Origin of the sequence: Streptomyces sp. 142MFCol3.1 (genome assembly GCF_000424945.1) — a bacterium.
GTDB classification, from domain to species: Bacteria; Actinomycetota; Actinomycetes; order Streptomycetales; family Streptomycetaceae; genus Streptomyces; species Streptomyces siamensis.
The window spans coordinates 256,599-279,636 of the sequence record NZ_AUKV01000003.1; the positions used below are offsets into that span (position 1 = coordinate 256,599).

Sequence of the window (23,038 nt, forward strand, 5' to 3'; positions counted from 1 at the left end):
ATCGTTCCCGGGCGCAACGCCCGACGCGTACCCACCCTCGTACGCGGCAACCCTCGTGATCGCTTCCGGGCCGGAGCGGCATGCCCTCGGACGGCGGTCCGAGCCGGTCGCGGCCCGTGCGGGGTGCCGGGTCCAGGCCCTCGGGGCCCGGGCCCGACTCGTCCGCCGCGGCGCGGTGCGGGTTCGCTTTCGGTACTGCGCGTTCCGTCGCGGCGGACAGGGACCGTCACTTCAGGTATGGACCGTCACTTCAGGTATGGACCGTCGCTCCCGATCTTGCCGGGACCGTCGAGCACATAGACCCGGAGGTTACCCTTCCCCGGTGCCGGCACCGTGAGCGTGCCGTTGGAGACGGTCTTCACGTCACCCGTGACGGCGTCCTTGTAGGTGCCGTTCGGGATGCCGGTGTAGGTGGCGTCGCCGGTGACCGTGACGAGGGCGAAACTGTCGGTGGACCCGCTGGTGTAGCGGCGCTTGAACGCCATCGAGCCGGTGATGCCTTCGGTGGAGTACTGGCCCGACTGGAGCGCCGGGATCGCGCGGCGGATCCGGTTCAGGCGCTGGAGGTGCTTGACCAGCGGCTGGTCCAAGGTTGTGGCAACCTCACCGCTCGCCGAGTCGGCCCTGCCGAACTCGGATGCCGTCACGGACCCCGCGAGGTGGTCGCCGTAGTAGGCCCGGCCGGTGGTCGCGAGCGGGCATGTGGGCCCGCAGTCGATCTGCTTGCCCTTCTGGAACTCGATCTCCGAGCCGTAGTAGAGGGTCGGAATGCCGCGGAAGGTCCACATCAGGGACATGTTCTCGGCCCAGGCGTCGGTGCCTCCGCTGTAGCGGGTGCTCGACTTGTTGGGGCCGTAGTCGTGGCTGTCGACGTAGACGACGTTGTACGTGGCGTCGTTGACGGAGTCGTCCGAGTCCTTGCCGTTGTTGTAGGCGTTCTGCGCGTCGCTGAAGTTCATGTGCATGCGCATGTCGATGATGTTCATTCCGCTGAACCGGCTGTGGTCCGGCGCGTGGTAACTGTTGCCGCTGAGGAAGGCGTTGGTGGACGTGGGCTGGTTGCCGGTGCCGAGCTGCTCCTCGTAGTCGTACTGCTCGATGGCCGCGGCCGCGTCGTCGGCGCTGTACTCCTTGCGCTCCTTCCACGTGAAGAACTGTGCCGAGTGGTTCACGGAGCCGCGGTTCCACTTGTCGTTGACGAACGCGCCGACCTCGCCGAAGACGAAGAAGTTCCGTGCCGCCTCCGCTCCGAACTTCTGGGTGACGCGCTCCTGGACGGCGGGCAGGAAGCGGCGGTTCCAGGTGACGCGCGGGATGTGCACGGCGGTGTCGACGCGGAATCCGTCCACGCCCATGTCGATGTATTTGTCGTAGGCGCCGATCAGGTAGTTCTGCACGGGCGCCGACTCGGTGTTGAAGTCGGCGAGATCCTCGTGCAGCCAGCAGGAACGGGAGTCCTCTCCCTCCCAGTTGCCGATCCAGCACTGGTGGTAGTACGCCTTCGGGAACATGCCCGACGTGGGGCTCGGCCACTGGCAGTTGTACAGGGTGTAGCCCTCGGCGCTCCTGCCACCGGTGGGCTTGCCCCAGTTGACGCAGGTGTTGCCGGAGGGTTCGGCCGTCGACCACAGGTCGCCGTTGTAGTACGACTTCCCGGACTTGGGCTCGACGGTCAGGCCGTCGTACTCGAAACCGTCGTTCTTCTCGTCGTAGTACCAGCTCCACTGGGAGTCGCGCACTCCGTACACCGTCGGGGTGAACAGGCCCTTGGCGCCCCAGCGGGAGCTGTGGTTGTAGACGACGTCCTGGTAGATCTTCATGCCCTTGGCGTGCGCGGCGTTGATCAGATCCTGGTAGGAGGCGCCGGCCGACTCCAGTCGCGGGTCGACCTTGTAGAAGTCGTAGCCGTGATAGCCGTGGTAGTCGTAGTCCGAGCGGTTGAGGACCACGGGCGTGATCCAGACCGCGGAGAATCCGAGGGCCTTGATGTAGTCGAGCTTGTCGACCAGGCCCTTGAAGTCGCCGCGGAACATGGGGTCGTCGTTGGCGGCGTTGCCGGACTTCACATGCTGGCTGCCGCCACGGTTGTTGGAGCTGTCACCGTCGTAGAAACGGGCGGTGAGGACGAAGTAGACGGGGTCCTTGCGCGGATCGGTGCCCAAGGGGGTGCCGGCCGCGGGTTCGGGGGCCTTCTCGCCGGTCGTGACGGTGGCCCCGGCCGAGGCGGGCGACGTGTTGCCCGCCGCGTCGACGGCCTTCACCGTGTACGTGTAACTGGTCTTCTCCTCCAGGCCGGTGTCGGACCACACCGTCGAGCCGACGTCGGTGACGAGGGTGCCCTGGGCGCCGCCGGTGCGGGTCACCTGGTACTTCGTCACCGCCCGGTTGTCGGTCGCCGGGTCCCAGCTCACCACCACCGACGTGCCGGTGGCGTTCGCGCTGACCTTCGTGGGCGCGGTCGGGGCCTCGGTGTCGGGTTCCTCGGCGGCGCACGGGTCCTGGGCACCGGCGGTGACCTTCTGGTTCTGCACGGTCGTCGTGCCGGCGGGGACGGTGTAGTCGGCGCTGTTGTTGTTGTCCCAGACGCCGTTGCCGTTGTTGAACGCGGCCTTCAGCGAGGTGGCCGTCCCGATGTCGAGGATCTTCTTCCACCAGCCGGTGCAGGCCGCCTCCATGCCGAGTCCGGGGACGGTCGTCCAGGAGCCGCCGGCGGGCGCGTAGTGGATGTTGACGGTGGTCCAGCCGGAGGTGGCGGTCGAGTAGTAGACGGTGGCCTGGTTGCCGCTCCCGGTGCCGCCGTCGGCGCACGGGTCGCTGTGCGCGACCACCCCGTCCTTGACCGTGATGTCGCCCGTACCCAGGGCGTAGTTGCTCCCGCCGTTGTTGTCCCAGGTGCCGCTGCCGTTGTTGAAGGTCGCCTGGAGTCCGGTGGCCGATCCGAGGTCGACGGCCGTCTTGACCCAGTCGGTGCAGGCGGTCTCCATCCGCACGCCGGGGACGGTGGTCCAGGAGCCGCCGTCGGGCGCGTAGTGCAGATAGGTGGCCGGCCAGTTCTTGGTCTTCGTGTAGTAGAAGACGGTCGCGCTGTTCGACGTGGCAGCGGTGGGCGTCGTGGAGGCAGGGTCTTCGCCGGGCGGGACCAGCCCGAACAGTCCGAGCGCCGTCACGAAGGCGAGGAGCGGGCGCAGCAGCAGGGGTGGGGGTCTACGTCTCATCACGGGTCTCCAACGGGAGCCGGGGAGCGGGGAGTTGCTCTGCAAGAAGAACCGGAAAGTTCCTGAAAGCGCTTGCAGGGCGGAAGCTACAGGGACATGACAGAGACGTAAAGAGATCGCGCAGCGCCCGATACGCAGCGCCGTCCTGACGCCCTCGACGGGAGCGGACGTGGGCTCGGCCGAGGGTCTCGCCGGCCGGGCCGGGGCGGGTCGGTGATCCACGGGCTCGGGGGCCGGCGCCGGCCCCCGAGCCCCACCCACGGTCACGGCAGGTGGGCGGGGAGCTACTGGGTCAGGACAGAAATGCGGCCCACATGGCGGTCACGGCAGGTCGTCACAGAGCACCGCGACCACGACAGAACGACGGCGAGCACCTCGGTCACCGCAAGCCCGGCCACTACAGGTCGACGGCGAGCACCTCGGCCACAGTGACGACCCGGATCAACGGCCGGTACAAATCCATCACGCGCAGCGCCCCGGCATGCGCGATGTCGTCGGCACCCGCGCAGGCGTCGGCCACCACGAGGACCTCGGCTCCCGCGTCGGCGGCCGCGAGCGCGGTGGACAGGACGCAGCAGTCCGTGCTGACACCGGCCAGGACCAGCGGTCCCCCGGTGCCGAGGTGCCCCGCCAGTTCCGGCGTCCACTTGCCGAAGGTCGTGGCGTCCATCTGCCGCCCGGCCCGCACCGCGAGCCCGTCCACCAGGTCCCACAGCGGGGACTGCGGCGGCTGGAGCGCGAAGGGCCACCGGTCGTAATACGCCCGCCAGGCACCGGCCGGCTCCTCGGGCGCGACGAAGCGGGTGAAGACGACCCGGTCGCCGAAGGCCGGCAGCAGGCGGCGTACGCCGTCGACGGCCTCGTCGAAGCGGGGCGTGGACCACGGGCCGCCGGGCTCGGCGAAGACGCGCTGCATGTCGATGACGGCGAGCAGCCCGCGCTTCGAGCCGCCCGTCCCCTCTCCCCCGGTGCGACCGCCACCCACGCGGTGACCGTCCCGTCCCCGCGGACCGCTGTTCACGCGCGGACGGCCTCCGCTCCGGCGGCCGGGCTCGGGTCCGTTCGTTCCTGGGCCTTCACGCGGCCGACCCCGAAGGCCAGGGTGCCGAGGAAGCCAAGGGCCAGCGCGACCAGGACGCCCAGATTGGCGTAGGCCCAGTCGCCGTTCCTGCCGCCCAGACCGACCGGGCCGAGGAAGTATCCCTGCCATTCCAGCCAGCCGGCCGCGGAGTTGGTGACCAGACCCCAGCCCAGTGCGGTGGCGACGAGGGTGAGCAGCAGCGGCTGGAGCGGCACGTCGCCGTACCGGCCCCTCCTGCGGAAGAGGTCGCCCTCGTCGTAGTCGCGGCGGCGCACCGCCAGGTCGGCCAGCATGACCCCGCACCAGGCGGCCACCGGGACGCCCAGGGTGGTGAGGAACCCGATGAACTGGCCCAGGAAGTCGTCCGCGAAGAACACGATGTACACGGAGCCCGCCATCATCAGCACGCCGTCGACGAGCGCCGCCAGATAGCGCGGTACGCGCAGCCCCGCGGACAACAGCGCGAGCCCGGAGGAGTAGATGTCCAGGACGGCGCCGCCGACCAGGCCGAGCACGGCGACGACCGCGAAGGGAACCAGGAACCAGGTGGGCAGGATCGTGGTGAGCGCGCCGATCGGGTCGAGGGCCACGGCCTTGCTCAGGTCATCGGAGGATCCCGCGAGGAGGAGGCCGAAGACGAGCAGGAGCAGCGGCGCCGCCGAGGCTCCGAAAGTGGTCCAGCCGATCACGCCCCGGCCGGACGAGGAACGCGGCAGATAACGCGAGTAGTCGGCCGCGGCGTTGACCCAGCCCAGGCCGAACCCGGTCATCATGAACACCAGCGCGCCGATGAACTCCTGCGCGGACCCGGCCGGTACAGCGCTCACCGTGTGCCAGTGGACGTGGTCGGCGACCAGCCCGATGTAGACGACGGTCAGCACGCCGGTGACGACGGTGATCACGGTCTGCAGACGCATGATCAGGTCGAAGCCCATCACGCCGCCGACGACCGTCAGCGCGCCGACGCCGATCAGCGCGACCACCTGGGTCCCGGTGCCGCCGCCGTGCCCGAGCCGCTCGAAGACGGTCGCGGTGGCCATGGTCGCGAGCGCCGTGAGCACGGTCTCCCAGCCGACGGTGAGCATCCACGAGATCACCGCCGGCAGGCGGCTGCCCCGCACTCCGTACGCCGCCCGGCCGAGCACCATGGTCGGCGCGGAACCCCGCTTTCCCGCGACCGCGACGAAACCGCACAGCAGGAAGGAGAAGACGATGCCGATCACTCCGGCGACCAGCGCCTGCCAGAAGGAAATGCCGAAGCCGAGCGCGAAAGCGCCGTAACTGAGGCCCAGGATCGAGACATTGGCCCCGAACCAGGGCCAGAACAATGTGCGCGGAGTGCCCTTGCGCTCGCTGTCGCGGATCACGTCGAGGCCGTGCGCCTCCACCTGGAGCGGCCCGCCCGCGGATCCGCTGCCGGTGGCGTCCGTGAAGCCGGCCATCGTGGACCTCCCCCTGTGGACGTGTCGGCGCGAGGCTAGGTCTCGGCTCCCGGACCGTCAAGGGAGCCTGCTGAACGGGCCGGTGGTCCGGTCCGGCCGGTAATCTCCGTGCCCCACGATGAGAAGCTGTGCCCGAACCGGCGTACTGAAGGTCGAGGGGCAGCGAGCCACCGAGCCCTTCCCTACCGGAGGTACCTCACCCGTGACCATCACGAAGGCAGCCCCGCCCCCGGTCGACCGCGGCGACGCGGACGACCGGCAGAGCGCGCGAGGTTGGCAGTTCAACTCCCCCCTCGTCCTGACGATGGTGCTGCTCTTCGTGGTGGCGGCGCAGGGACCGGTACGGCAGGCGTTGTCCGCGCCGATGATGCAGAGCTGGATGACCGTGTTCGTCGCGGTGGTGGTCCAGGCACTGCCCTTCCTCGTGCTCGGCGTGCTGCTCTCGGCGGTGATCGCGGTGTTCGTGCCGCCCACGTTCTTCGCCCGCGCGCTGCCGAAGCGGCCCGCCCTCGCGGTGCCCGTCGCGGGGATGGCCGGGGCGGTGCTGCCCGGCTGCGAGTGCGCCTCGGTGCCGGTGGCCGGGGCGCTGGTGCGACGCGGTGTCACTCCGGCGGCGGCGCTGGCGTTCCTGCTGTCCGCTCCCGCGATCAACCCGATCGTGCTGACCGCGACCGCGGTGGCCTTTCCGAACGACCCGCGGATGGTGCTCGCCCGGTTCGTGGCGAGTCTGCTCGTGGCGTGCGCGATGGGCTGGCTGTGGCAGCGGCTGGGCCGCACCGACTGGCTGCGCCCGCCGGCCCGTCCGGCCCACGAGGGCCTCGGCAAGGGGGCCGCGTTCTGGGGTTCGGTGCGGCACGACGTCATGCACGCCGGGGGCTTCCTGGTGGTCGGCGCGATGGCTGCGGCCACGCTCAAGGCCGTCGTCCCGGCGAGCTGGCTGCACGCGGCGGCCGGCAACCCCGTGGTGTCCGTCCTCGCCCTCGCGGTCCTGGCCGTCCTGCTGTCGATCTGTTCCGAGGCCGACGCGTTCGTGGCCGCGTCGCTGTCGCAGTTCTCACCCACCGCGCGGCTGGCGTTCCTGGTCGTCGGGCCGATGATCGACCTCAAGCTGTTCGCCATGCAGGTCGGCACCTTCGGCCGCGGCTTCGCCCTGCGGTTCGCCCCGGCCACCTTCGTCCTGGCGATCACCGTGTCGGTCCTGGTCGGGGCGGTGCTGCTTTGAACCGTCAGGCACAGGCGGCTGTCCTCTTCCTCGTCGGCGCGGCAGTCCTCCACGCGGGCGCCACCGACCTCTATCTCCGGTACGTCAAGGCCGGGTTGCGCCCCATGCTGCTGGGGGCCGGCGTCGTCCTGATCGCGGCGGCCGTCGCCACGGTGTGGTACGAGATGCGCGAGCGGGGCTTCCCGTGGCGAAGGGGCGCGCGGGCCGCCCGCGATGCGGGGCACGTCCACGAGGCGGGGCACACCGACGGGAGCCGGCACGAGCGCACCCTCGCCGCCGACGCGGACGGCCGGCACGAGCGCACCGCCATCGACGCGGACGCGGACGGACACGGGCACGGGCAGGCAGCCCTGGACGCGAGCGGGCACGCGGACGACCACGGCCATTCCCACCGCGAACCGCTCGTCTCCTGGCTCCTCGTCCTCCCCCTGCTCGCCCTGATCCTGGTCGCCCCGCCCGCCCTGGGCTCCTACAGCGCCCTGCGCACCGGTACGGCCCTGCAGAAACCGCTCGCCTACCCGCCGCTGGGCGATCGCGACCCGCTCCCGATGGGCCTGGTCGACTACGCGGGCCGCGCCGCCTACGACCACGGCCGTTCCCTCGCCGGCCGGCACATCAGGATCACGGGCTTCGTCGCCCTGGACCACGCCGGGAGGCCGTACCTGGTGCGCATGGCCCTCAACTGCTGCGCCGCCGACGCCCAGCCCGTCAAGATCGGTCTGACCGGCCGGATACCCCCGGTGCTGCGGCCGGACGGCTGGCTGGAAGTCACCGGCACCTACACCGGCAGGCGGAGCAAGGACCCCGTCAACGGCGGTGTCATCCCGTTCCTGGACGTCAGCAGTGCGAAACCGGTCCAGTCGCCGCGGGACCCGTACGACGAGAGCTGGAACAACTGAACCCGGCTCACTGCAGCCCCGGGTGAGCCCGGCACATCGGGGACCGGACCCATACCGTCGATCGGGCATATGCTGCCGCCGATCATGTGCGGGAACTCTCGGGGGGCGTGTCATGGGTACTGAAAGAGCGACGAGCGGTCGAGCCGTTTCGGACGGGGTGAACGAGGCTTCGTACCTGGATGACGTGAACGATACGGAGCGCGACGGCTCCGCATGGCGACGGCGTCTGTCCTGTCTGGTGGTCGCGGTGGCGGCCCTGGCCTTGATCGCCGGCGGCCTGGGCTGGCTGTTCCGGGACGAGTTGTTCCATCCGTTCGGGGACGCCCGAGCCTGTGAGGGCAGCGACATGCAACTGCCAGGTGTGATCCGGGCCGGGGGCGCACCGATTCCCACGGGTGCCTCCGACATCCACTACTTCACCAGGAACGGCGGCGCTGAGGTCACCTTCGAGAGCAACCAGATACCGGACTACCTCCACCGCGCGGGCATCCTCCCGGAGGGCAAGCCGCTGTTCGACAGGAAGTACGGCAGCAAGGGGGTCGCCGATGACGAGATCGAGCTCCCCAAGGGCCTGTGCGGGTCTCCACTGCGGGGCCCCGTCTGGATCTACGACTCCACAAACGCCACCGGTTCGAGCGTCAGCGTCATGGTCGAGGTCTCTCCCACGCTCAGCGACGACTTCCGCTTCCCCGCCCGCGCCGTGGTCACCTATAGCCTCTCCTGACGCGCAATCGGGGCAATCTCCTTAACAAGCGTCTGTGGATCATGGATGGCGCCGCGAGCGCTGCCTCTGGCCGAGATGGATGCCCAACGCCCCGGACCTTGATCGGTCCGGGGCCTTTGCACCGGTCCAAGCATGCGGATGACCTGGCAAGATGCCTCCATGGACATTGGTTTCCCATGGGGGTCCACACCAACCGTCGATCTCCGCCTGTGGCGCTCCGATGCCATCGTGCTGTTCGACTGGCTGATGAGCACCGACCTGAACACCGTACCGATCACGCATCCGGCTCAGAAGCAAGCTCTCGCAGACCTGCTGACGCGCTTGGAAGAGGTGGATGTCATCGAGTCCACCGAGGATGAGATCGTTGCAGCTCAGGAAGAAGTGGCCAAGGACATGGGCTGGTAGGCGTCCGGAGACGATCAAGCGTCGCTGGTACGCGCTCAAGGATCACAGGTACATGCGGAAGAACGCCGGGGTGACTCGTCGACAGCTCACCGATGACCTGTGGAAGTCCATCGAGCCGTACGTGCCGACCGGCACATACGGCACTTGCCGCCTCACCTTCGCCGAGTCCGCCGCCGCGCGCCGCTGCCGGCGCCAGTCTTCACGAACCGCACTCAACACCGACCACCCACGCCCGTCCAGAGCCCGCCACACCTCCTCGGCAGGCGGCAAGATGCCTGGTGAGAAGCCACCGAGGGACGGCGCCCGACGTGGTGTTGTGATCGGGGTCCCCTGCGTTGCCCGGGGAACCCTGGGAGAGACGTAGCGCTGAGAGTTACCGGGGGCACCGAAGGGCCACTGCCGGGTCGAGTCGACAACGTCTTCACCCGTATGAGGTCTCGTACCGTCCCACGCATCCCGCTACATTCGAACGTATGAACGAATGGCGTGACGCGGAAGAAGCTGCCCTCCCAGTGCCCGACGAGGTGCCGGACTGGCGGGACACCGAATTTGCCCGAACGGGACTCACGCTCACGCTCCACAGGGCCGGCCGACGACAGAAGACGCAGGTGCTGGCCTACCGCGACCAGCCCGACGGCCGTCGCGCCCTGCTGGTCATTCTCGACTGGCCCCGGCCCACCATCCGCATGACCTGGGTCCTCTGGGACCCCCACCGCATGAGCCTGCTCTACTCCGAACACCATGTCCCCGCGGCGCCGGAGGCCGGACAGCAGGTCGGCGACGTGGCGATCGCGGGCGACGACATGCTCGACTGTTTCGATGACAGGCCCGTCTCCTACTGGCCGCACCGCGCGGTCGAGGTGCGCGTGGGCGGCCGCTGGCACGAGGGCGGACTACGGGCTCACTTCAACGGTCCGGGCGGTCGGTCAGTCGCCTGGGTGCAACCACGGTTCTACGAACCCGAGTGGCAAGCCCTCATCTCCTTCAGTCGGTACTACGTGTGGGATCCGGCAACCATCAGATTCCGTCACGCTGCCGATTCCTGACGGCATGACGCCTCGGCCGTCACCCTGACCCGCCCCGCCTTCAACCCCTCCCGGCGATGCCGCGGACGGTGCGATGACCGCGGGGGCGGCGACCATTCCGGTCGGCGCCCCCGCGCGTCCTGCCGATCACTAAGCCGGGGCACCACGGAGGGGCCTGGCGGTGAACATGCGGGCCCCGGGCGAGGCTGCGATTTCGGGGGAGCGAACAGTGACGGTCCGTCAGTGACGAGGCGGATTGCCGCGCGGCGAGAGGACTCCGTTCGGCAGGGCGGGAGCGGGCAGTCGGAACCCGCCGTGTCCTTCGACGGTGCCGAAGCGGTCCGAGGCCGCCTCCCACTCGTCGCGCGCCCGGACGATGTCCTCGTGGGTGCGGCCGATGAAGTTCCACCACATGACGATCTCCTCCTCGAACGGCGTGCCGCCGAGCAGGACCGCGCGGGCCGTGTCGTCCGACTCGTTCGTGAGCGTGAGGGCGTCTGCTCCCGTGGGGGCGTAGCCCAGTTCCGCGGGCCGCAGCAGGGTGTCCGCCATGCGGACGTCGCCCTGGTCGACGAGCAGGCCGTGCTCGAAGCCGGGGTCCACGGCGAGCGTGACCGTCGCCCGGGGTTCGAGGAGGATCTCGGCGCCGAGCAGCGGCGTGAAGGTCCGCACCGGGGAGTCGTCCCCGGCGAGGGAACCGAGGAAGACCCTGACCTCCGCTCCGGCGATGCGTACGGGGGCGGGTGCGTGGTGCTGGAAGTCCCGCTCGGCGTCGCGGTGCTCGGCGGGCAGCGCCACCCAGAGCTGAACACCGTGCAGGACGGCGGTCCGCGCGGTGGACACCTCGGAGTGGCTGATCCCGTGTCCGCCGGTCATCAGGTTCAGTTCGCCGGGGCGCACGAAGGCGTGGCTGCCGAGGCTGTCACGGTGCTCGATCTCGCCGCTGAACAGCCAGCTCACCGTCTGAAGCCCGGTGTGCGGGTGAGGTGGCACGTCCATGCCGCCGGTCGCGGACACGTCGTCGGGGCCGTAGTGGTCGGCGAAGCACCAGGCTCCGATCAGCGTCCTGGCGCGCTGCGGCAGCGTCCTGCGCACGGTCATCGCCCGCGGGCCGCCCAGCGGCACGTCGCGCGGCGCGAGTACGTCGACCTGCGGCGAAACCGCCGGCCGGGCGCCGTCCGCCGGCGTCCCACAGCGCACTTCCACGGGTTTGACCTCGACGTTGCTCATCGTGGTCCGCCTTTCACCCACATGATGATTTCACGTTCAACAACTATGCCTGGATCATAGAACCACGACAACTTCGCCCGCACGATCGACAGGGAGCCGGGGAGCGGCCCCGAAGGAGCGCCACATTGACCAGCCCCACGACGGACTCCGCGACCCGGCGGATCTTCATCGACAAGCAGAGCCCCAAGGCGTACCACGCCATGGTCCAGACATCCGAGGCGGTCCGCGCGATCGCCGCCGACGCGGGACTCGGCCGCACGCTCGTGGAGCTGATCAACCTCCGGGTGTCGCAGATCAACGGCTGCGCCTACTGCCTCGACACGCACACCAAGGCGGCCCTGCGCCTGGGCGAGTCGACACAGCGGCTGGGCGTACTGGCTGCCTGGCGGGACACCGAGCTCTTCACTCTCCAGGAGCGCGCCGCTCTCGCCCTCGCCGAGGCAACAACCGATCCCACGGATGCGGCCGCGCAGGAATCCGCCCTCGACGCGGCCCACCGGGCGCTCACCGACGATCAGGTCTCCGCGGTGATCTGGGTGGCGATCACCATCAACGCCTTCAACCGCGTCTCGATCATGAGCAAGCATCCGGTGCGCAGGATCGAGGGCCCCCGGGCGCACATCTGACAGGCGGAACCGGGGAGGTCAGGCGGTCGGCCGTCGGGACAACGCCTGCGTGAAGGGCGTCGACGGCCGCTCGAGGCGTTCACCGTCCACGACGATGTCGACGACTTCGTTGTAGAACGCCAGGAGTCCTCTGACGGCGCCCACCGCGGGCAGCGGCTCCGGGTAGCTCCAGACGACGTCCGGCGGCACGTCGGCCGCGCCGCGCCACGACCAGTACTCGGCGGTCCCCTTGTAGGGGCAGCCGCTGCTGTGGTCCGTGGGCGTGAGCAGTTCGAGGCGGACGTCCTCGCGGGGGATGTAGTAGCGGGTCGGCAGGCCGGTCTCGAAGAGCAGGACCGGGCGCCGGGTGTCGGCGACGAGGGTGCCGTCGATCTCGACCTGGACATGGCGGCTGCTGGGCAGGGCGTCCACCCGTTTGTGCGGGTCACGGGGATGGATGAAGATCTCTTCCTCCTCCTCGTACCAGTGGTCGAGCCCGCGGCCCGTGCGCCGGAACCACTCGAAGGCGATGTGACCGGCCAGGTCGTCGGCTGGGAAGGTCCAGGCGGCGTTCTCCAGCAGGGCGCCGTCGGTCTCCAGGTCGTAGAAGATCCGCGATCCGGTGTGGGTGCCGGTCCGCGGGTTCTGGGCCGGGCGGAGCAGGTCCTCGCGGACCTCCGCGCGCGGGAAGGCGTACAGCGGTACGGGCACCCCTGGCTCCCAGACGAGGACGGGGTGGCGGCTGTCGACGACGATGACGTCGCCCGTGCGGCCGCGCACCCAGCGTTCGCTGGGCTCCCAGAGCAAGCCCTCCGGGGTGGTGCGGACGGACTCGGCGGTGCGCAGTGCGGTCATGGCTGCTTCTCCTGGAGACATCGCGCCAAAAGGACGATGCCAAGACCTGCGGGACGGGGGTGTCCGGGCCTGCCCGTGGGCCTGCCCGGACACCCGGTGCCGTCAGACCAGGTCGAACCGGTCGAGGTCCATGACCTTCGCCCACGCGGCGACGAAGTCGTTCACGAACTTCTCCTTCGCGTCGTCACTCGCGTAGACCTCGGCGAGCGCGCGCAGCTCGGAGTTCGAGCCGAACACGAGGTCGGCGCGGGTGCCGGTCCACTTGACCGCGCCGGAGGCGTCCCGGCCCTCGAACGTGGTCTGGTCCTCGGAGGTCGACTTCCACGTCGTGCCCAGGTCGAGCAGGTTGACGAAGAAGTCGTTGGTCAGCACGCCCGGCGTCTCGGTGAGGACACCGTGCTTGGACTGCTGGTGGTTGGCGCCCAGGACACGCAGGCCACCGACCAGGACCGTCAGCTCGGGGGCGCTGAGGGTGAGCAGGTTCGCGCGGTCCAGCAGCAGGTACTCGGCCGGCAGCCGGTTGCCCTTGCCGAGGTAGTTGCGGAACCCGTCGGAGGTCGGCTCCAGCGCGGCGAAGGACTCCGCGTCGGTGTGCTCGTCGGTCGCGTCGACACGGCCCGCCGCGAACGGGACCTCGACGGCGACGCCCGCGTCCTTGGCCGCCTTCTCCACAGCGGCGGAACCGCCGAGCACGATCAGGTCGGCCAGGGACACCTTCTTGGCACCGGAGTTGAACTCACGCTGGATGCCCTCCAGGACGCGCAGCACCGAGGCGAGCTGGTCGGGGTCGTTGACCTCCCAGCCGCGCTGCGGCTCCAGGCGGATGCGCGCGCCGTTGGCGCCGCCCCGCTTGTCGCTGCCGCGGAAGGTGGAGGCCGAGGCCCACGCGGTCGAGACCAGCTGCGAGACGGTCAGGCCCGAGTCGAGGAGCTTGGCCTTCAGGGCCGCGATGTCGGCGGCGTCGATGGCCTCGCCCTCGGCCTGCGGCAGCGGGTCCTGCCACAGCAGGGTCTCTTCCGGGACCTCCGGGCCGAGGTACAGCGACTTCGGGCCCATGTCGCGGTGGGTCAGCTTGTACCAGGCGCGGGCGAAGGCGTCCGCGAACTCCTCCGGGTTCTCGTAGAACCGGCGCGAGATCGGCTCGTAGATCGGGTCGAAGCGCAGCGACAGGTCGGTGGTGAGCATCGTCGGGAGGCGCTTCTTCGACGAGTCGTGGGCGTCGGGGATGATCTCCGCGGCGTCCTTCGCCACCCACTGGTGGGCGCCGGCCGGGCTCTGGCTGAGCTCGTACTCGTACTCGAACAGGTTCTTGAAGAACCCGTTGCTCCACCGGGTCGGCGTGGTGGTCCAGGTGACCTCCAGGCCGGACGTGATCGCGTCGCCGCCCTTGCCGGTGCCGTAGGTGCTGGCCCAGCCGAGGCCCTGCGCCTCGATCGGGGCGGCCTCGGGGTCGGCGCCGACGTTGTCCGCCGGACCGGCGCCGTGGGTCTTGCCGAAGGTGTGACCTCCGGCGATGAGGGCGACGGTCTCCTCGTCGTTCATCGCCATCCGACGGAACGTCTCACGGATGTCGCGGGCCGCGGCGATCGGGTCCGGGTTGCCGTTCGGGCCCTCCGGGTTGACGTAGATCAGGCCCATCTGGACCGCGCCGAGCGGGTTCTCCAGCTCGCGGTCGCCGGTGTAGCGCTGGTCGTCGAGCCAAGTGGTCTCGGGACCCCAGTAGACGTCCTCCTCGGCCTCCCACACGTCGGCACGGCCACCGCCGAAGCCGAAGGTCTTGAAGCCCATCGTCTCCAGCGCGACATTGCCGGTGAGGACCATCAGGTCGGCCCAGGACAGGCTCTTGCCGTACTTCTTCTTGACCGGCCACAGGAGGCGGCGGGCCTTGTCCAGGTTGCCGTTGTCCGGCCAGCTGTTGAGCGGGGCGAAGCGCTGCTGGCCGGCGCCGGCGCCGCCACGGCCGTCACTGATGCGGTAGGTGCCCGCGCTGTGCCAGGCCATACGGATCATCAGCGGCCCGTAATTGCCGAAGTCGGCGGGCCACCAGTCCTGGGAATCGGTGAGGACCTCGGCGATGTCCCGCTTCACGGCGGCGAGGTCGAGGCCGTTGAACGCCTCGGCGTAGTCGAACTCCTCGCCGAGCGGGTTGGCCACGGCGGGGTTCTTGGCAAGAATCTTCAGGTTGAGGCGATCCGGCCACCACTGGCGGTTCCCGCCACCCTGGGTCGGGTGCGCGGCACGGCCGTGCGCGACCGGGCAGCCGCCCTCGCCCTCCGATTTCGCGTCAGTGACGATTGCGTCATGGTTCTCAGACATGGGAATCCTTCCGGGCTGGGCGGATCACGTTGTTCAGGAACTGAGCGATTACTAGGCAGCGGCAGAGCAGGCGGAGCACAGGCCCCAGTAGATGACCTCGGCCTCGTCGATCGCGAAGCCGTGGTCTTCGGACGCGGTGAGGCACGGAGCCTCACGGACCGCGCAGTCGACGTCGGCGACCACACCGCACGAGCGGCACACGACGTGGTGGTGGTTGTCCCCGACACGTCCCTCGAAGCGGGCCGGACTCCCGGCCGGCTCGATGCGGCGTATGAGTCCCGCCGCGGTGAGCGCGTGAAGGGCGTCGTACACGGCTTGAAGTGATATGTGGCCCACGCGGTCGCGCACGCCGGAGGCGATCGCCTCGACACCGAGGTGGTCACCGTCGCGGACGGTCTCCAGCAGTGCCACGCGGGCCGCCGTCACCCGCAGGCCGGCACCGCGCAGTTCCTGGGCGGTGGACGGATTCCGGGATGCGGTCATGCCACCGAACCTACCCTCATAAACACGAGCGATTCAAGAAAACGAACCGTGCCAGTCTGGTGTCGTGCACCTGTCGGCCACGAGGCCGAGTCGTCGCCGCCGACCGGGGCGCTTGGGCTTGCTGGGAGGGCCCGCACCTCCGAAGCGCCTGCCTGCCGGAGTGATCGCCTCCTGCCGTAAGTCGATGGACACCTGGTCGTCCCTCCCGGGCACGTCGCGGGGATCAGGGTCCCGTTGCCGAGCGCGCCGCCGTAGAAGGGCGAGCTACGCAGGCGCGGTGGTGGCTGCCGGTGACACCAATCGGGGCACTCCGGTCACGGAGGAGGCACCACTGAGCGAAGCTGCCTTCGAGAGCTGACTCCGAGCTTCGCGAAAACGTTGCCGAGGTGCCATTCCACCGTGCGCGGACTGATGAACAGCTGGGCAGCGATCTCCTGGTTGGTATGCCCGTCTCGGGCCAGCCTGGCGATCTGGGCTTCCTGGCCGGTGAGCTCGGTGTCGGTGCCGTTCGCCCGCTTGCGTGCGGTTTCCCCGGTCGCCAAGAGCTCCTTGCGGGCGCGCTCGGCGAAGCCGCCGGCTCCGAACCGAGTGAACGCCTCGTAGGCGGACCGCAGCTGAACACGGCTTTCCTGGCGGCGGTTACGACGACGTAGCCACTCGCCGTACAGCAGTCGGGCACGGGCCAGGTGGATGGCGATGCGGCAGCCCCCGAGATGCTCGATCGCCTCCTGGTAGAGCGCCTCGGCAGCCTGGTCGTCGGTCACCAGGGCACGCGCGCAGGCCCCTACCCCCAGGGCCCACCGGGTTCCGCTCGCACGGGTGCGCTCGGTGAGGTCGTCCAGTGCCGTCCCCGCGACTTCCGGCTGCCCGTTGCGGACGGCCGCCTCGATGAGCTCGGACAGGGCCCACCCGAAAAAGGCCAGATCCTCGTATCGGCATGCGCGCGTCGCGGCTGCCAGCGCGGCATCGTAGCGGCCGAGGCCGTTGTACAGAACTGCGGTCGAGTACTCGGCAAGGCCCAGACTGCGCCCCTCACCCCTGGCGCGCACTTCTTCGATGGTGGCCTCGATGAGATCCCTTGCCCGGCGCTCCTGACCCCGCAAGGCGCCCAGCACGAGCGATGTGTACATCATGGGTACGCCGCCCACGGCGTCCGAGATCGCCGTGGCCTCGTCGATCAAAGCCGCTGCGGTGTCGAATTCGCCGGCATGGACGTGGGTGAACGCCTGGTAGGTCAGCGCCATCGGGAGGATGGTGAGCGCCCCCGCTTCGCGGGCGATGCGGACGGCACCGACCGCCAGCTGGTGCCAGGCGTCGTCGTCCCACAGCTCGGACGCGAGAGGCTCGGGTATCAGACGGAAGGCGAGCCACAGCCAGCGCCGGTCCTCATCCGTCGCGCCGGATGCCTGCTCCTGCTGTACGGCTTGCAGTGCGTGTCTGAGAGGGGCGACGCCGGCGGTGTAGCCATCGATGATCCGGCTGACCACGCTGTCCAGAAGGATGTCGACCGTCCGCGGTGCCGTCGACGGCGGCGGTCCGGCGCGGGCCGCCTCGGCCACCTCCCGAAGCCCGGGGCCCTCACTCAGACGGCCGGCGAAGATCGCCGCGCCGACCGCTTCCAGGAGGGTGTCACGGGCGAGGGCGGCGCGGAGAGGCGCCAGCCGATGAGCCGCGTCGAGCAAGAGCCGGGCCGCGTCGCCACCTCGCACCTGGGATAACACCAGTCGTGCTCGCAGCCGCTCGAGTCGGGCGCGTCGCAGGTCGTCCAGAGGGCCGGCCTCCGCGGCCGTCAGCATCGTGCAGGCCTGGTCGGCCGCGCCGGCATCGATCGCGGCCCGGGCGGCGGCCAGTGCGCGGGCGACACGGCGTGCGGGATCGGGCGTCAGTTCCGCCGCCCGCCGCAGGAACGAGGCTGCCGCGGCGGTTCCTCCCCTGCCTTGTGCCCGGCCGGCCGAGCGCTCCAGGTCGACGGCGACGCTCTCATCCGGCCGGGTGGCGGCGTGAGCGTGGTGCCACGCTCTGCGATCGGGGTCGAGGTGGGGATCGGTGGCTTCCGCCAGTGCTCGGTGTGCCGCACGGCGATCCGGCGCAGAGGCCCGCCGATAGATGGCCGAGCGCACCAAGGGGTGGTGGAACCGCACCCCGGCGTCGAATTCGACGAGCCCTGCGGCCTCGGCCGGCGCCGCGGCGTCCTGCGGTATCTCCTGCAGGCAGGCCGCGCGCCACAGCAGGGACGCGTCTGCGGTCGGTTCCGCCGCGGCGATCAGCAGGAGACGCCGGGAGTCCTGCGGAAGTGATCGGAACTGCTGGTAGAAGGCGTTTTCGATGCGGCCTGCCAGGGGGCGCCCGCCGGGTAGCCGGAATCCGCCCGCCAGCTCCGCGGGCGCTTGGGGCAGCTGCAGCAGCAGGGCCATCGGATTGCCGTGGGCCTCGGCGACGATCCGGTCCCGTACCAGTGGGTCGAGGGGCACCCGGAGAGCCGAGGCCAGCAGGGTACGGGCGGCGCACTCGCTGAGGCCGCCGAGGATCAGTTCCGGCAGGCCGGTCAGCTCACGATGATCGTCAGGTTCCCGCAGGGCAAAGACCAACGCCATCGGTTCGGCCATCAACCGCCTGGCGACGAACGCCAGCGCTTCCATGGACTCCCGATCCAGCCACTGCGCGTCATCGATGAGGCAGACCAGTGGCTGCGCCTCGGCGGCGCCGGCGAGCAGATCGAGCGCGGCCAGGCCCACCAGGTACGGATTCGGCGCCTTGCCCTCCCGTAGCCCGAACGCCACGGACAACGCATCGCGCTGCGGCTCCGGCAGCTCTTGAAGCCGATCCAACGCGCAGGTGACCGTGCAAAGCTGCTGAAGGCCCGCGAACGGAAACCTCATCTCCGACTCGACGCCCGCGATGGCGGCGGTCCGGAACCCGACGGCCCGGCCGGCCGCGTAGTCGAGCAAGGCGGTCTTGCCGATCCCCGCCTCGCCGCGAAGGGCCAGGACCGCGCTGCTGCCCGCCTGCGCCGCGGCCAGTACCCGCTCCAGTGCGGCCAGCTCCCGGTCCCGCCCCAGCAGTCCGATCTGAGCATCGAGGCTGGGCACGCCCATAGTCGATCTCCTGACCCCGCTCCGACGAGGAGAAGGCGGCAGTGGAGCAGCTGGACTTCGTGTACCGGCACGTCTACTTCGCCTACCTGATGGCGTCGCGCCCGCAGACGCTGACCGGGCTGGTGGATTCTCCCGTCGGTCTGGCGGCCTTCCTGCTCGACCACGACGCGGCCAGCCTGGCCATGATCTCCCGGTCCTTCGCCGGTGAGAAGGAGGGTCTGACCCGGGACGATGTCCTCGACAACATCACGCTCTTCTGGCTGACCGGCACGGCGGTCTCCGCGGCTCGCCTCTACGCGGAGAACAAGAACTCCTTCTTCGGGGTCAAGGGCGTCGCCCTCCCGGTCGCCGTGAGCGTCTTCCCCGACGAGATGTACCGGGCCCCGAAGAGCTGGGCCGAGCAGGCTTACCCGAACCTCGTCCACTACAACAAGCTCCCCAAGGGCGGCCACTTCGCCGCCTGGGAGCAGCCGGAGCTCCTCGTGAACGAGATCCGCTCGGGCCTGCGAAGCCTGCGGTGACCGACCACGCCTGACGCCTGAACACGCCCCGCGGGGCGGCCGAGCGGCCCACTCCGGGTCCACCCGGCCGCCCCGCGGGGCGTTCGCGGAGGTCGACCGGGCCACCGCGGACCGGAACAACTCGCCCGTCGGTACCCGGCGTTCCGGCGGCTGCTGTCCGTTCTGGGGCATGTACCGCCTCGCAGGCGGTAGTTGGGGTACCGAACGAGGATCCATCACTAACTATTAATTTAGGAATTATTATTGACGTGCGCCGGTGGCCGCTGCAGGATCCTGGCAACCAACCCGTAGGCGAGCGGGCGTTGACCGGTCCTGGGAACGACCGCCGCACCTTCCGCCGGGCAGCGGTGCCTCAGACTCACGACCGTGACGGTTCGGCACGCCTGATCGGACAGCGAAGGATCCGATGTGAAACGACATCTCACCGTCCTCCTGGCTCTCCTGACCGGCCTGCTGGTCGTGCAGGCACCCGCCCACGCCGCCCCTCCGGCCGACAGTGCCGCCGTCACGGCCCCGGCGCCTCGGCAGGAGCTGAGCCCGACGCCCTACATGGGCTGGAACACCTACTACGCGCTGGGTGGCGATCCGACCGAGGCGGAAGTCAAGTCGACGGCGGACTTCCTGGTCAGCAGCGGACTGCGCGACGCCGGCTACCAGTACGTCTGGATCGACGGCAACTGGGCGGCGCCGACCCCGCGCAACTCGGCCGGCGACCTGGTGGCCAACCCCGACCAGTTCCCGAACGGGCTGAAGCCGCTGGTCGACTACATCCACGCCAAGGGCCTGAAGGCGGGCATCTACACCGACGCCGGACCGTACATTCCAGGCAAGTGCGGACTCGGCAGCCACGGCCACTACCAGCACGACGCGAACCAGTTCGCCGCCTGGGAGTTCGACGCGGTCAAGGCGGATTACCTCTGCGGGATCGCCGCGGACCTCGACCCGAAGACCGTCTACACCCAGTTCGCGCAGGCGCTGCGGAACAACGCCGGCGGGCGCCCCATGATCTTCAACCTCTGCAACCCGGTCACTTCCCCGGACTGGGGCAACTACCCGGAGACCCAGCAGTCGACGTACTCCTGGTCCTACGCACCGGCGATCGCGCAGTCCTGGCGGACGTACACGGATGTCGGTTTCGTCGGCGAGATCAAGTACAAGGACGTGCTGCGGAACTACGACGCGAACGCGCGGCACCCCGAGGCCGCCGGGCCGGGACACTTCAACGACCCGGACTACCTCGGACCCGAACTGGGGATGACCGACGAAGAATTCCGTACCCAGATGACGCTCTGGTCGGCGGCGGCCGCGCCGCTGATGATCGGCAGCGACGTCCGTAAGCTCAGCAAGACCTCGCTCGGCATCCTCTCGGACCGCGACGTCATCGCGATCAACCAGGACCCCGCCGGTGTCCAGGCCGTTCGCGTGGGCCCCGCGGGCACGACGGAGACCTGGGTGAAGCGGCTGGCCGACGGTGACCGCGCGGTGGTACTGCTGAACCGGGGCGACAGCCCTGCGACCCTGACCACGAAGGCGTCGTCGGTCGGGCTGACCGGGGATCGGTTCACCCTCAAGAACGCCTGGACCGACCAGGTCACCGAGAGCGCCGGCACCATCAGTGCCGCCGTCCCGGCCCACGGCGCGGCCCTGTTCCGGGTCGCCCCGGCGACGGGCAAGCCCGGCGTTCCGCACGTCGTCGCCGGCCTGCCGCAGGTGACGGAGGTCGGTGACGACGCGGTGCCGGCCGGAGTCGCCCCGGTGGTCGCCGGCGGCGACCGGGCCCGGGTCGAGGTCACCGTCCGCAACGACGGTGCGCGGCCGGTCTTCACGCCGCGCGTCGAGCTTGCGGTGCCCGCCGGGTGGACAGCCCGTCCGCTCGGTAGGGCGCCGAAGCTGCTGGCGTCCCAGCGCTCCGTGACCCTCGCCTTCACGATGACCCTGCCGACCACCGCCGCGCCGGGCAGCGCCGCCCTGACCGCCACCACCTCGTACGAGGTGACCGGCGTGGGACGGCTGCGGCAGGAGACGGCCACGTCGCTGGTCGTGGCACCGGCGGCACCGGACGGCGACGTCGTCCTGTCCCATCACGATTGGATCAGCGCCACCAGCGGGTGGATGAGCCCGACGGTCGACCGGAGCGTCGGGGGCTGGACCCCGATCAGCATGCTCGGCCAGGTGCACCCGACCGGTATCGGGGTCGCCTCACCCTCCACGGTCCGCTACTACCTCGGCGACCGGTGCACCCGGCTGACCACGACCGTCGGCATCGACGACGCAGTGCGCAACGTCGGCCCGGAGGGCGGCACGTCGACCTTCCAGGTCATCGGTGACGGCCGGGTGCTGTTCGACAGCGGTGTGCTGAGCCGCGACGACATCCGCCAGGCCGACATCGACCTGACCGGCGTCCGGGTGCTCGACCTGGTGGTCGGCGACGCCGGCGACGGCGGCTACAACGACCGCGCCGACTGGGCCGGTCTGAACGCCACCTGCTGAATCGGCTCCCACGGGGCCGATCACCCTCGAGCCCGTGCGGGGACCGTCCCCGCACGGGCGGGGGTGATCCGGCGCAGGCGAGCGCGAAGGTCCGCGCCTCGCCCGGCCTCGGGCCTCACCGGCCCTCGATCCGTTTTCCCCCTCCGATGTCGCAGGTTCGAGTCCAGACTCACGTCGGAAGCAGCGGTCAAGCTGGGCAAGTACATCCTGCTCGGGTACGCGGACGGAAGTCGGTCCCCCGCGGGGGGCGATCAGAGCCCGCCGGGGCACCCGTCGTGACGCGCAGGGCGGACTCCCCGCCAGGAGGCCCATTCGTTGCCTGCTCGTGCTTGAACCGTCGTCAGGACGCACTGGAGGCTTAGCCGCCCCCTCCACATCTTCCCATTCGCATCTCGAAGATGGGCCTGCCCCATGCGTACCCTCATCCGCGCCGGCGCGCTGACCGCCGGCGTTTCGACCGCACTGCTCCTCGCGCCGGTCGCGCACGCCACCGCTCCTGGTGACAACGGGACGGTGAAGATCCACGACGCCAAGACAGGCGAAGAGCTGCGCCGCAACGAGCCGCACGTCTGCACGTTCTACCTCGACGCCTTCGGTTTCGACGCGGCCCAGACGATCGACTGGCACATCGAAGCCTGGGCGCCGACCGCCACCACCAAGGGCGAGACCGTGAAGTCCGGTGCCATCACTCTGTCTGGCGACGGCCATGGCCGTACGGCGGACCTCTCGCTGCCCGACGGGCACTACAAGCTGTTCTGGAACTTCGACGGCGAGAAGGGAGCCGCCAAGCACAAGGTGTTCTGGACAGACTGCAAGGGCTCCGAGGGCGGTGGTGGCAGCACGGCACCGTCCGCGTCGGCGTCGCCCTCCTCGCCGACATCGTCCTCGCCTTCGGATTCAGCCGGCGCGACCAGCGCGCCAAGTGCCTCTTCCAGCGAGGGCGGGGCGGCACCGTCCCCCGCCGCCTCCCCGTCCGCGCAGAGCGGCGGCGATCTGGCCGAGACCGGTAGCAGCGCCCCGGTGGGCCCGCTGTCGGGCGTCGCGGCGGCGCTGGTGGCCGCGGGCGGTTACCTGGTGCTGCGGCGTCGCAGGGCCTCCCGGGGCTGACTTCACCGTGCATGAGGGTGCCCCCGCGCTCGTCCAGGTGACGAGACGGGGGCACCGTCGTGTCCGGGGGACCAAGCGTCGTACCGGGCGAACGCTCGCCGTAGCGCATCCAGCCGGACATCAGGCCGGGTGCCCCCTTGAGCAACGTCTCTTCACTCGCCGTTCGGACCGGCGCGGTGCGCCGCCGCTGAGCTTGTCGTTGCTGGGGCCCGCCCTCGCGGTCGGTCCCCCAGCGGCGTCGCCGGTCGTCACCGTCCAGCCCTTCGCCGGCGAGGCGGAAGCCTTCCGGAGGGCGGACGACGTGCCCCAGGGCCTCGCCGCGA

The 23,038-nt window shown here is 70.1% G+C and carries 17 protein-coding genes; 9 read left to right on the forward strand and 8 right to left on the reverse strand.

Annotated features, from left to right (window positions below):
- Positions 1-245: 245 nt before the first annotated feature.
- From H305_RS0105815 to H305_RS44590, 3 genes are all read right to left on the reverse strand, one after another.
- Complete coding sequence (locus H305_RS0105815; RefSeq protein ID WP_028799586.1) at positions 246-3,215, reverse strand: carbohydrate binding domain-containing protein; 2,970 nt, start codon at positions 3,213-3,215, stop codon at positions 246-248.
- 397 nt (positions 3,216-3,612) lie between these two features.
- Entirely contained in the window at positions 3,613-4,200 is a 588-nt protein-coding gene (locus H305_RS0105820) for a cysteine hydrolase family protein (protein ID WP_267880781.1), read from the reverse strand.
- Positions 4,201-4,232: 32 nt separating this feature from the next.
- Entirely contained in the window at positions 4,233-5,738 is a 1,506-nt protein-coding gene (locus H305_RS44590) for a purine-cytosine permease family protein (protein ID WP_051370383.1), read from the reverse strand.
- Positions 5,739-5,940: 202 nt separating this feature from the next.
- On the opposite strand from H305_RS44590, the gene H305_RS0105830 reads away from it, so the two are divergent.
- The 5 genes from H305_RS0105830 (at position 5,941) to H305_RS0105855 (ending at position 10,034) form a co-directional block, all read left to right on the forward strand.
- Positions 5,941-6,960 carry a permease gene (locus H305_RS0105830; RefSeq protein WP_028799588.1) on the forward strand — a complete coding sequence of 340 codons (1,020 nt, stop codon included), beginning with the start codon at positions 5,941-5,943 and terminating at the stop codon, positions 6,958-6,960.
- Positions 6,957-7,859 carry a TIGR03943 family putative permease subunit gene (locus tag H305_RS0105835; RefSeq protein ID WP_028799589.1) on the forward strand — a complete coding sequence of 301 codons (903 nt, stop codon included), beginning with the start codon at positions 6,957-6,959 and terminating at the stop codon, positions 7,857-7,859. Before H305_RS0105830 ends, H305_RS0105835 begins: the two co-directional genes overlap by 4 nt.
- A gap of 184 nt (positions 7,860-8,043) precedes the next feature.
- Positions 8,044-8,583, forward strand: coding sequence for a hypothetical protein (locus H305_RS44595; protein WP_037762626.1), 540 nt, complete (start codon positions 8,044-8,046; stop codon positions 8,581-8,583).
- A gap of 159 nt (positions 8,584-8,742) precedes the next feature.
- Positions 8,743-8,988, forward strand: a complete 246-nt coding sequence (locus H305_RS0105845; RefSeq protein ID WP_028799590.1) for a hypothetical protein — start codon at positions 8,743-8,745, stop codon at positions 8,986-8,988.
- 512 nt (positions 8,989-9,500) lie between these two features.
- Complete coding sequence (locus tag H305_RS0105855; protein ID WP_028799591.1) at positions 9,501-10,034, forward strand: hypothetical protein; 534 nt, start codon at positions 9,501-9,503, stop codon at positions 10,032-10,034.
- Between the two features lie 219 nt (positions 10,035-10,253).
- On the opposite strand, the gene H305_RS0105860 is transcribed toward H305_RS0105855, so the two are convergent.
- Complete coding sequence (locus H305_RS0105860) at positions 10,254-11,243, reverse strand: pirin family protein (protein ID WP_028799592.1); 990 nt, start codon at positions 11,241-11,243, stop codon at positions 10,254-10,256.
- A 125-nt stretch (positions 11,244-11,368) separates the two neighbouring features.
- On the opposite strand from H305_RS0105860, the gene H305_RS0105865 reads away from it, so the two are divergent.
- Positions 11,369-11,869: a carboxymuconolactone decarboxylase family protein gene (locus H305_RS0105865; protein WP_028799593.1), complete on the forward strand. Its 501-nt coding sequence runs from the start codon at positions 11,369-11,371 to the stop codon at positions 11,867-11,869.
- An 18-nt stretch (positions 11,870-11,887) separates the two neighbouring features.
- Here the strand turns inward: H305_RS0105865 and H305_RS0105870 are convergent, their stop codons facing one another.
- From H305_RS0105870 to H305_RS0105885, 4 genes are all read right to left on the reverse strand, one after another.
- On the reverse strand, positions 11,888-12,703 hold the full coding sequence (locus H305_RS0105870) for a DUF427 domain-containing protein (protein ID WP_028799594.1): 816 nt from the start codon (positions 12,701-12,703) through the stop codon (positions 11,888-11,890).
- 102 nt (positions 12,704-12,805) lie between these two features.
- Positions 12,806-15,019, reverse strand: coding sequence for a catalase/peroxidase HPI (gene katG / locus H305_RS0105875; protein WP_028799595.1), 2,214 nt, complete (start codon positions 15,017-15,019; stop codon positions 12,806-12,808).
- Positions 15,020-15,070: 51 nt separating this feature from the next.
- On the reverse strand, positions 15,071-15,502 hold the full coding sequence (locus H305_RS0105880; RefSeq protein ID WP_028799596.1) for a Fur family transcriptional regulator: 432 nt from the start codon (positions 15,500-15,502) through the stop codon (positions 15,071-15,073).
- Positions 15,503-15,816: 314 nt separating this feature from the next.
- The gene (locus H305_RS0105885; protein WP_028799597.1) at positions 15,817-18,597 is read right to left on the reverse strand and encodes a helix-turn-helix transcriptional regulator; all 2,781 of its coding nucleotides are present in this window, start codon (positions 18,595-18,597) and stop codon (positions 15,817-15,819) included.
- Between the two features lie 41 nt (positions 18,598-18,638).
- Here H305_RS0105885 and H305_RS0105890 point away from each other — a divergent pair, with 41 nt between their 5' ends.
- From H305_RS0105890 to H305_RS0105900, 3 genes are all read left to right on the forward strand, one after another.
- On the forward strand, positions 18,639-19,118 hold the full coding sequence (locus H305_RS0105890; RefSeq protein WP_028799598.1) for a hypothetical protein: 480 nt from the start codon (positions 18,639-18,641) through the stop codon (positions 19,116-19,118).
- Positions 19,119-19,526: 408 nt separating this feature from the next.
- Complete coding sequence (locus H305_RS0105895; RefSeq protein ID WP_028799599.1) at positions 19,527-21,608, forward strand: NPCBM/NEW2 domain-containing protein; 2,082 nt, start codon at positions 19,527-19,529, stop codon at positions 21,606-21,608.
- Between the two features lie 411 nt (positions 21,609-22,019).
- Positions 22,020-22,715, forward strand: coding sequence for an LPXTG cell wall anchor domain-containing protein (locus tag H305_RS0105900; RefSeq protein WP_028799600.1), 696 nt, complete (start codon positions 22,020-22,022; stop codon positions 22,713-22,715).
- Positions 22,716-23,038 lie beyond the last annotated feature (323 nt).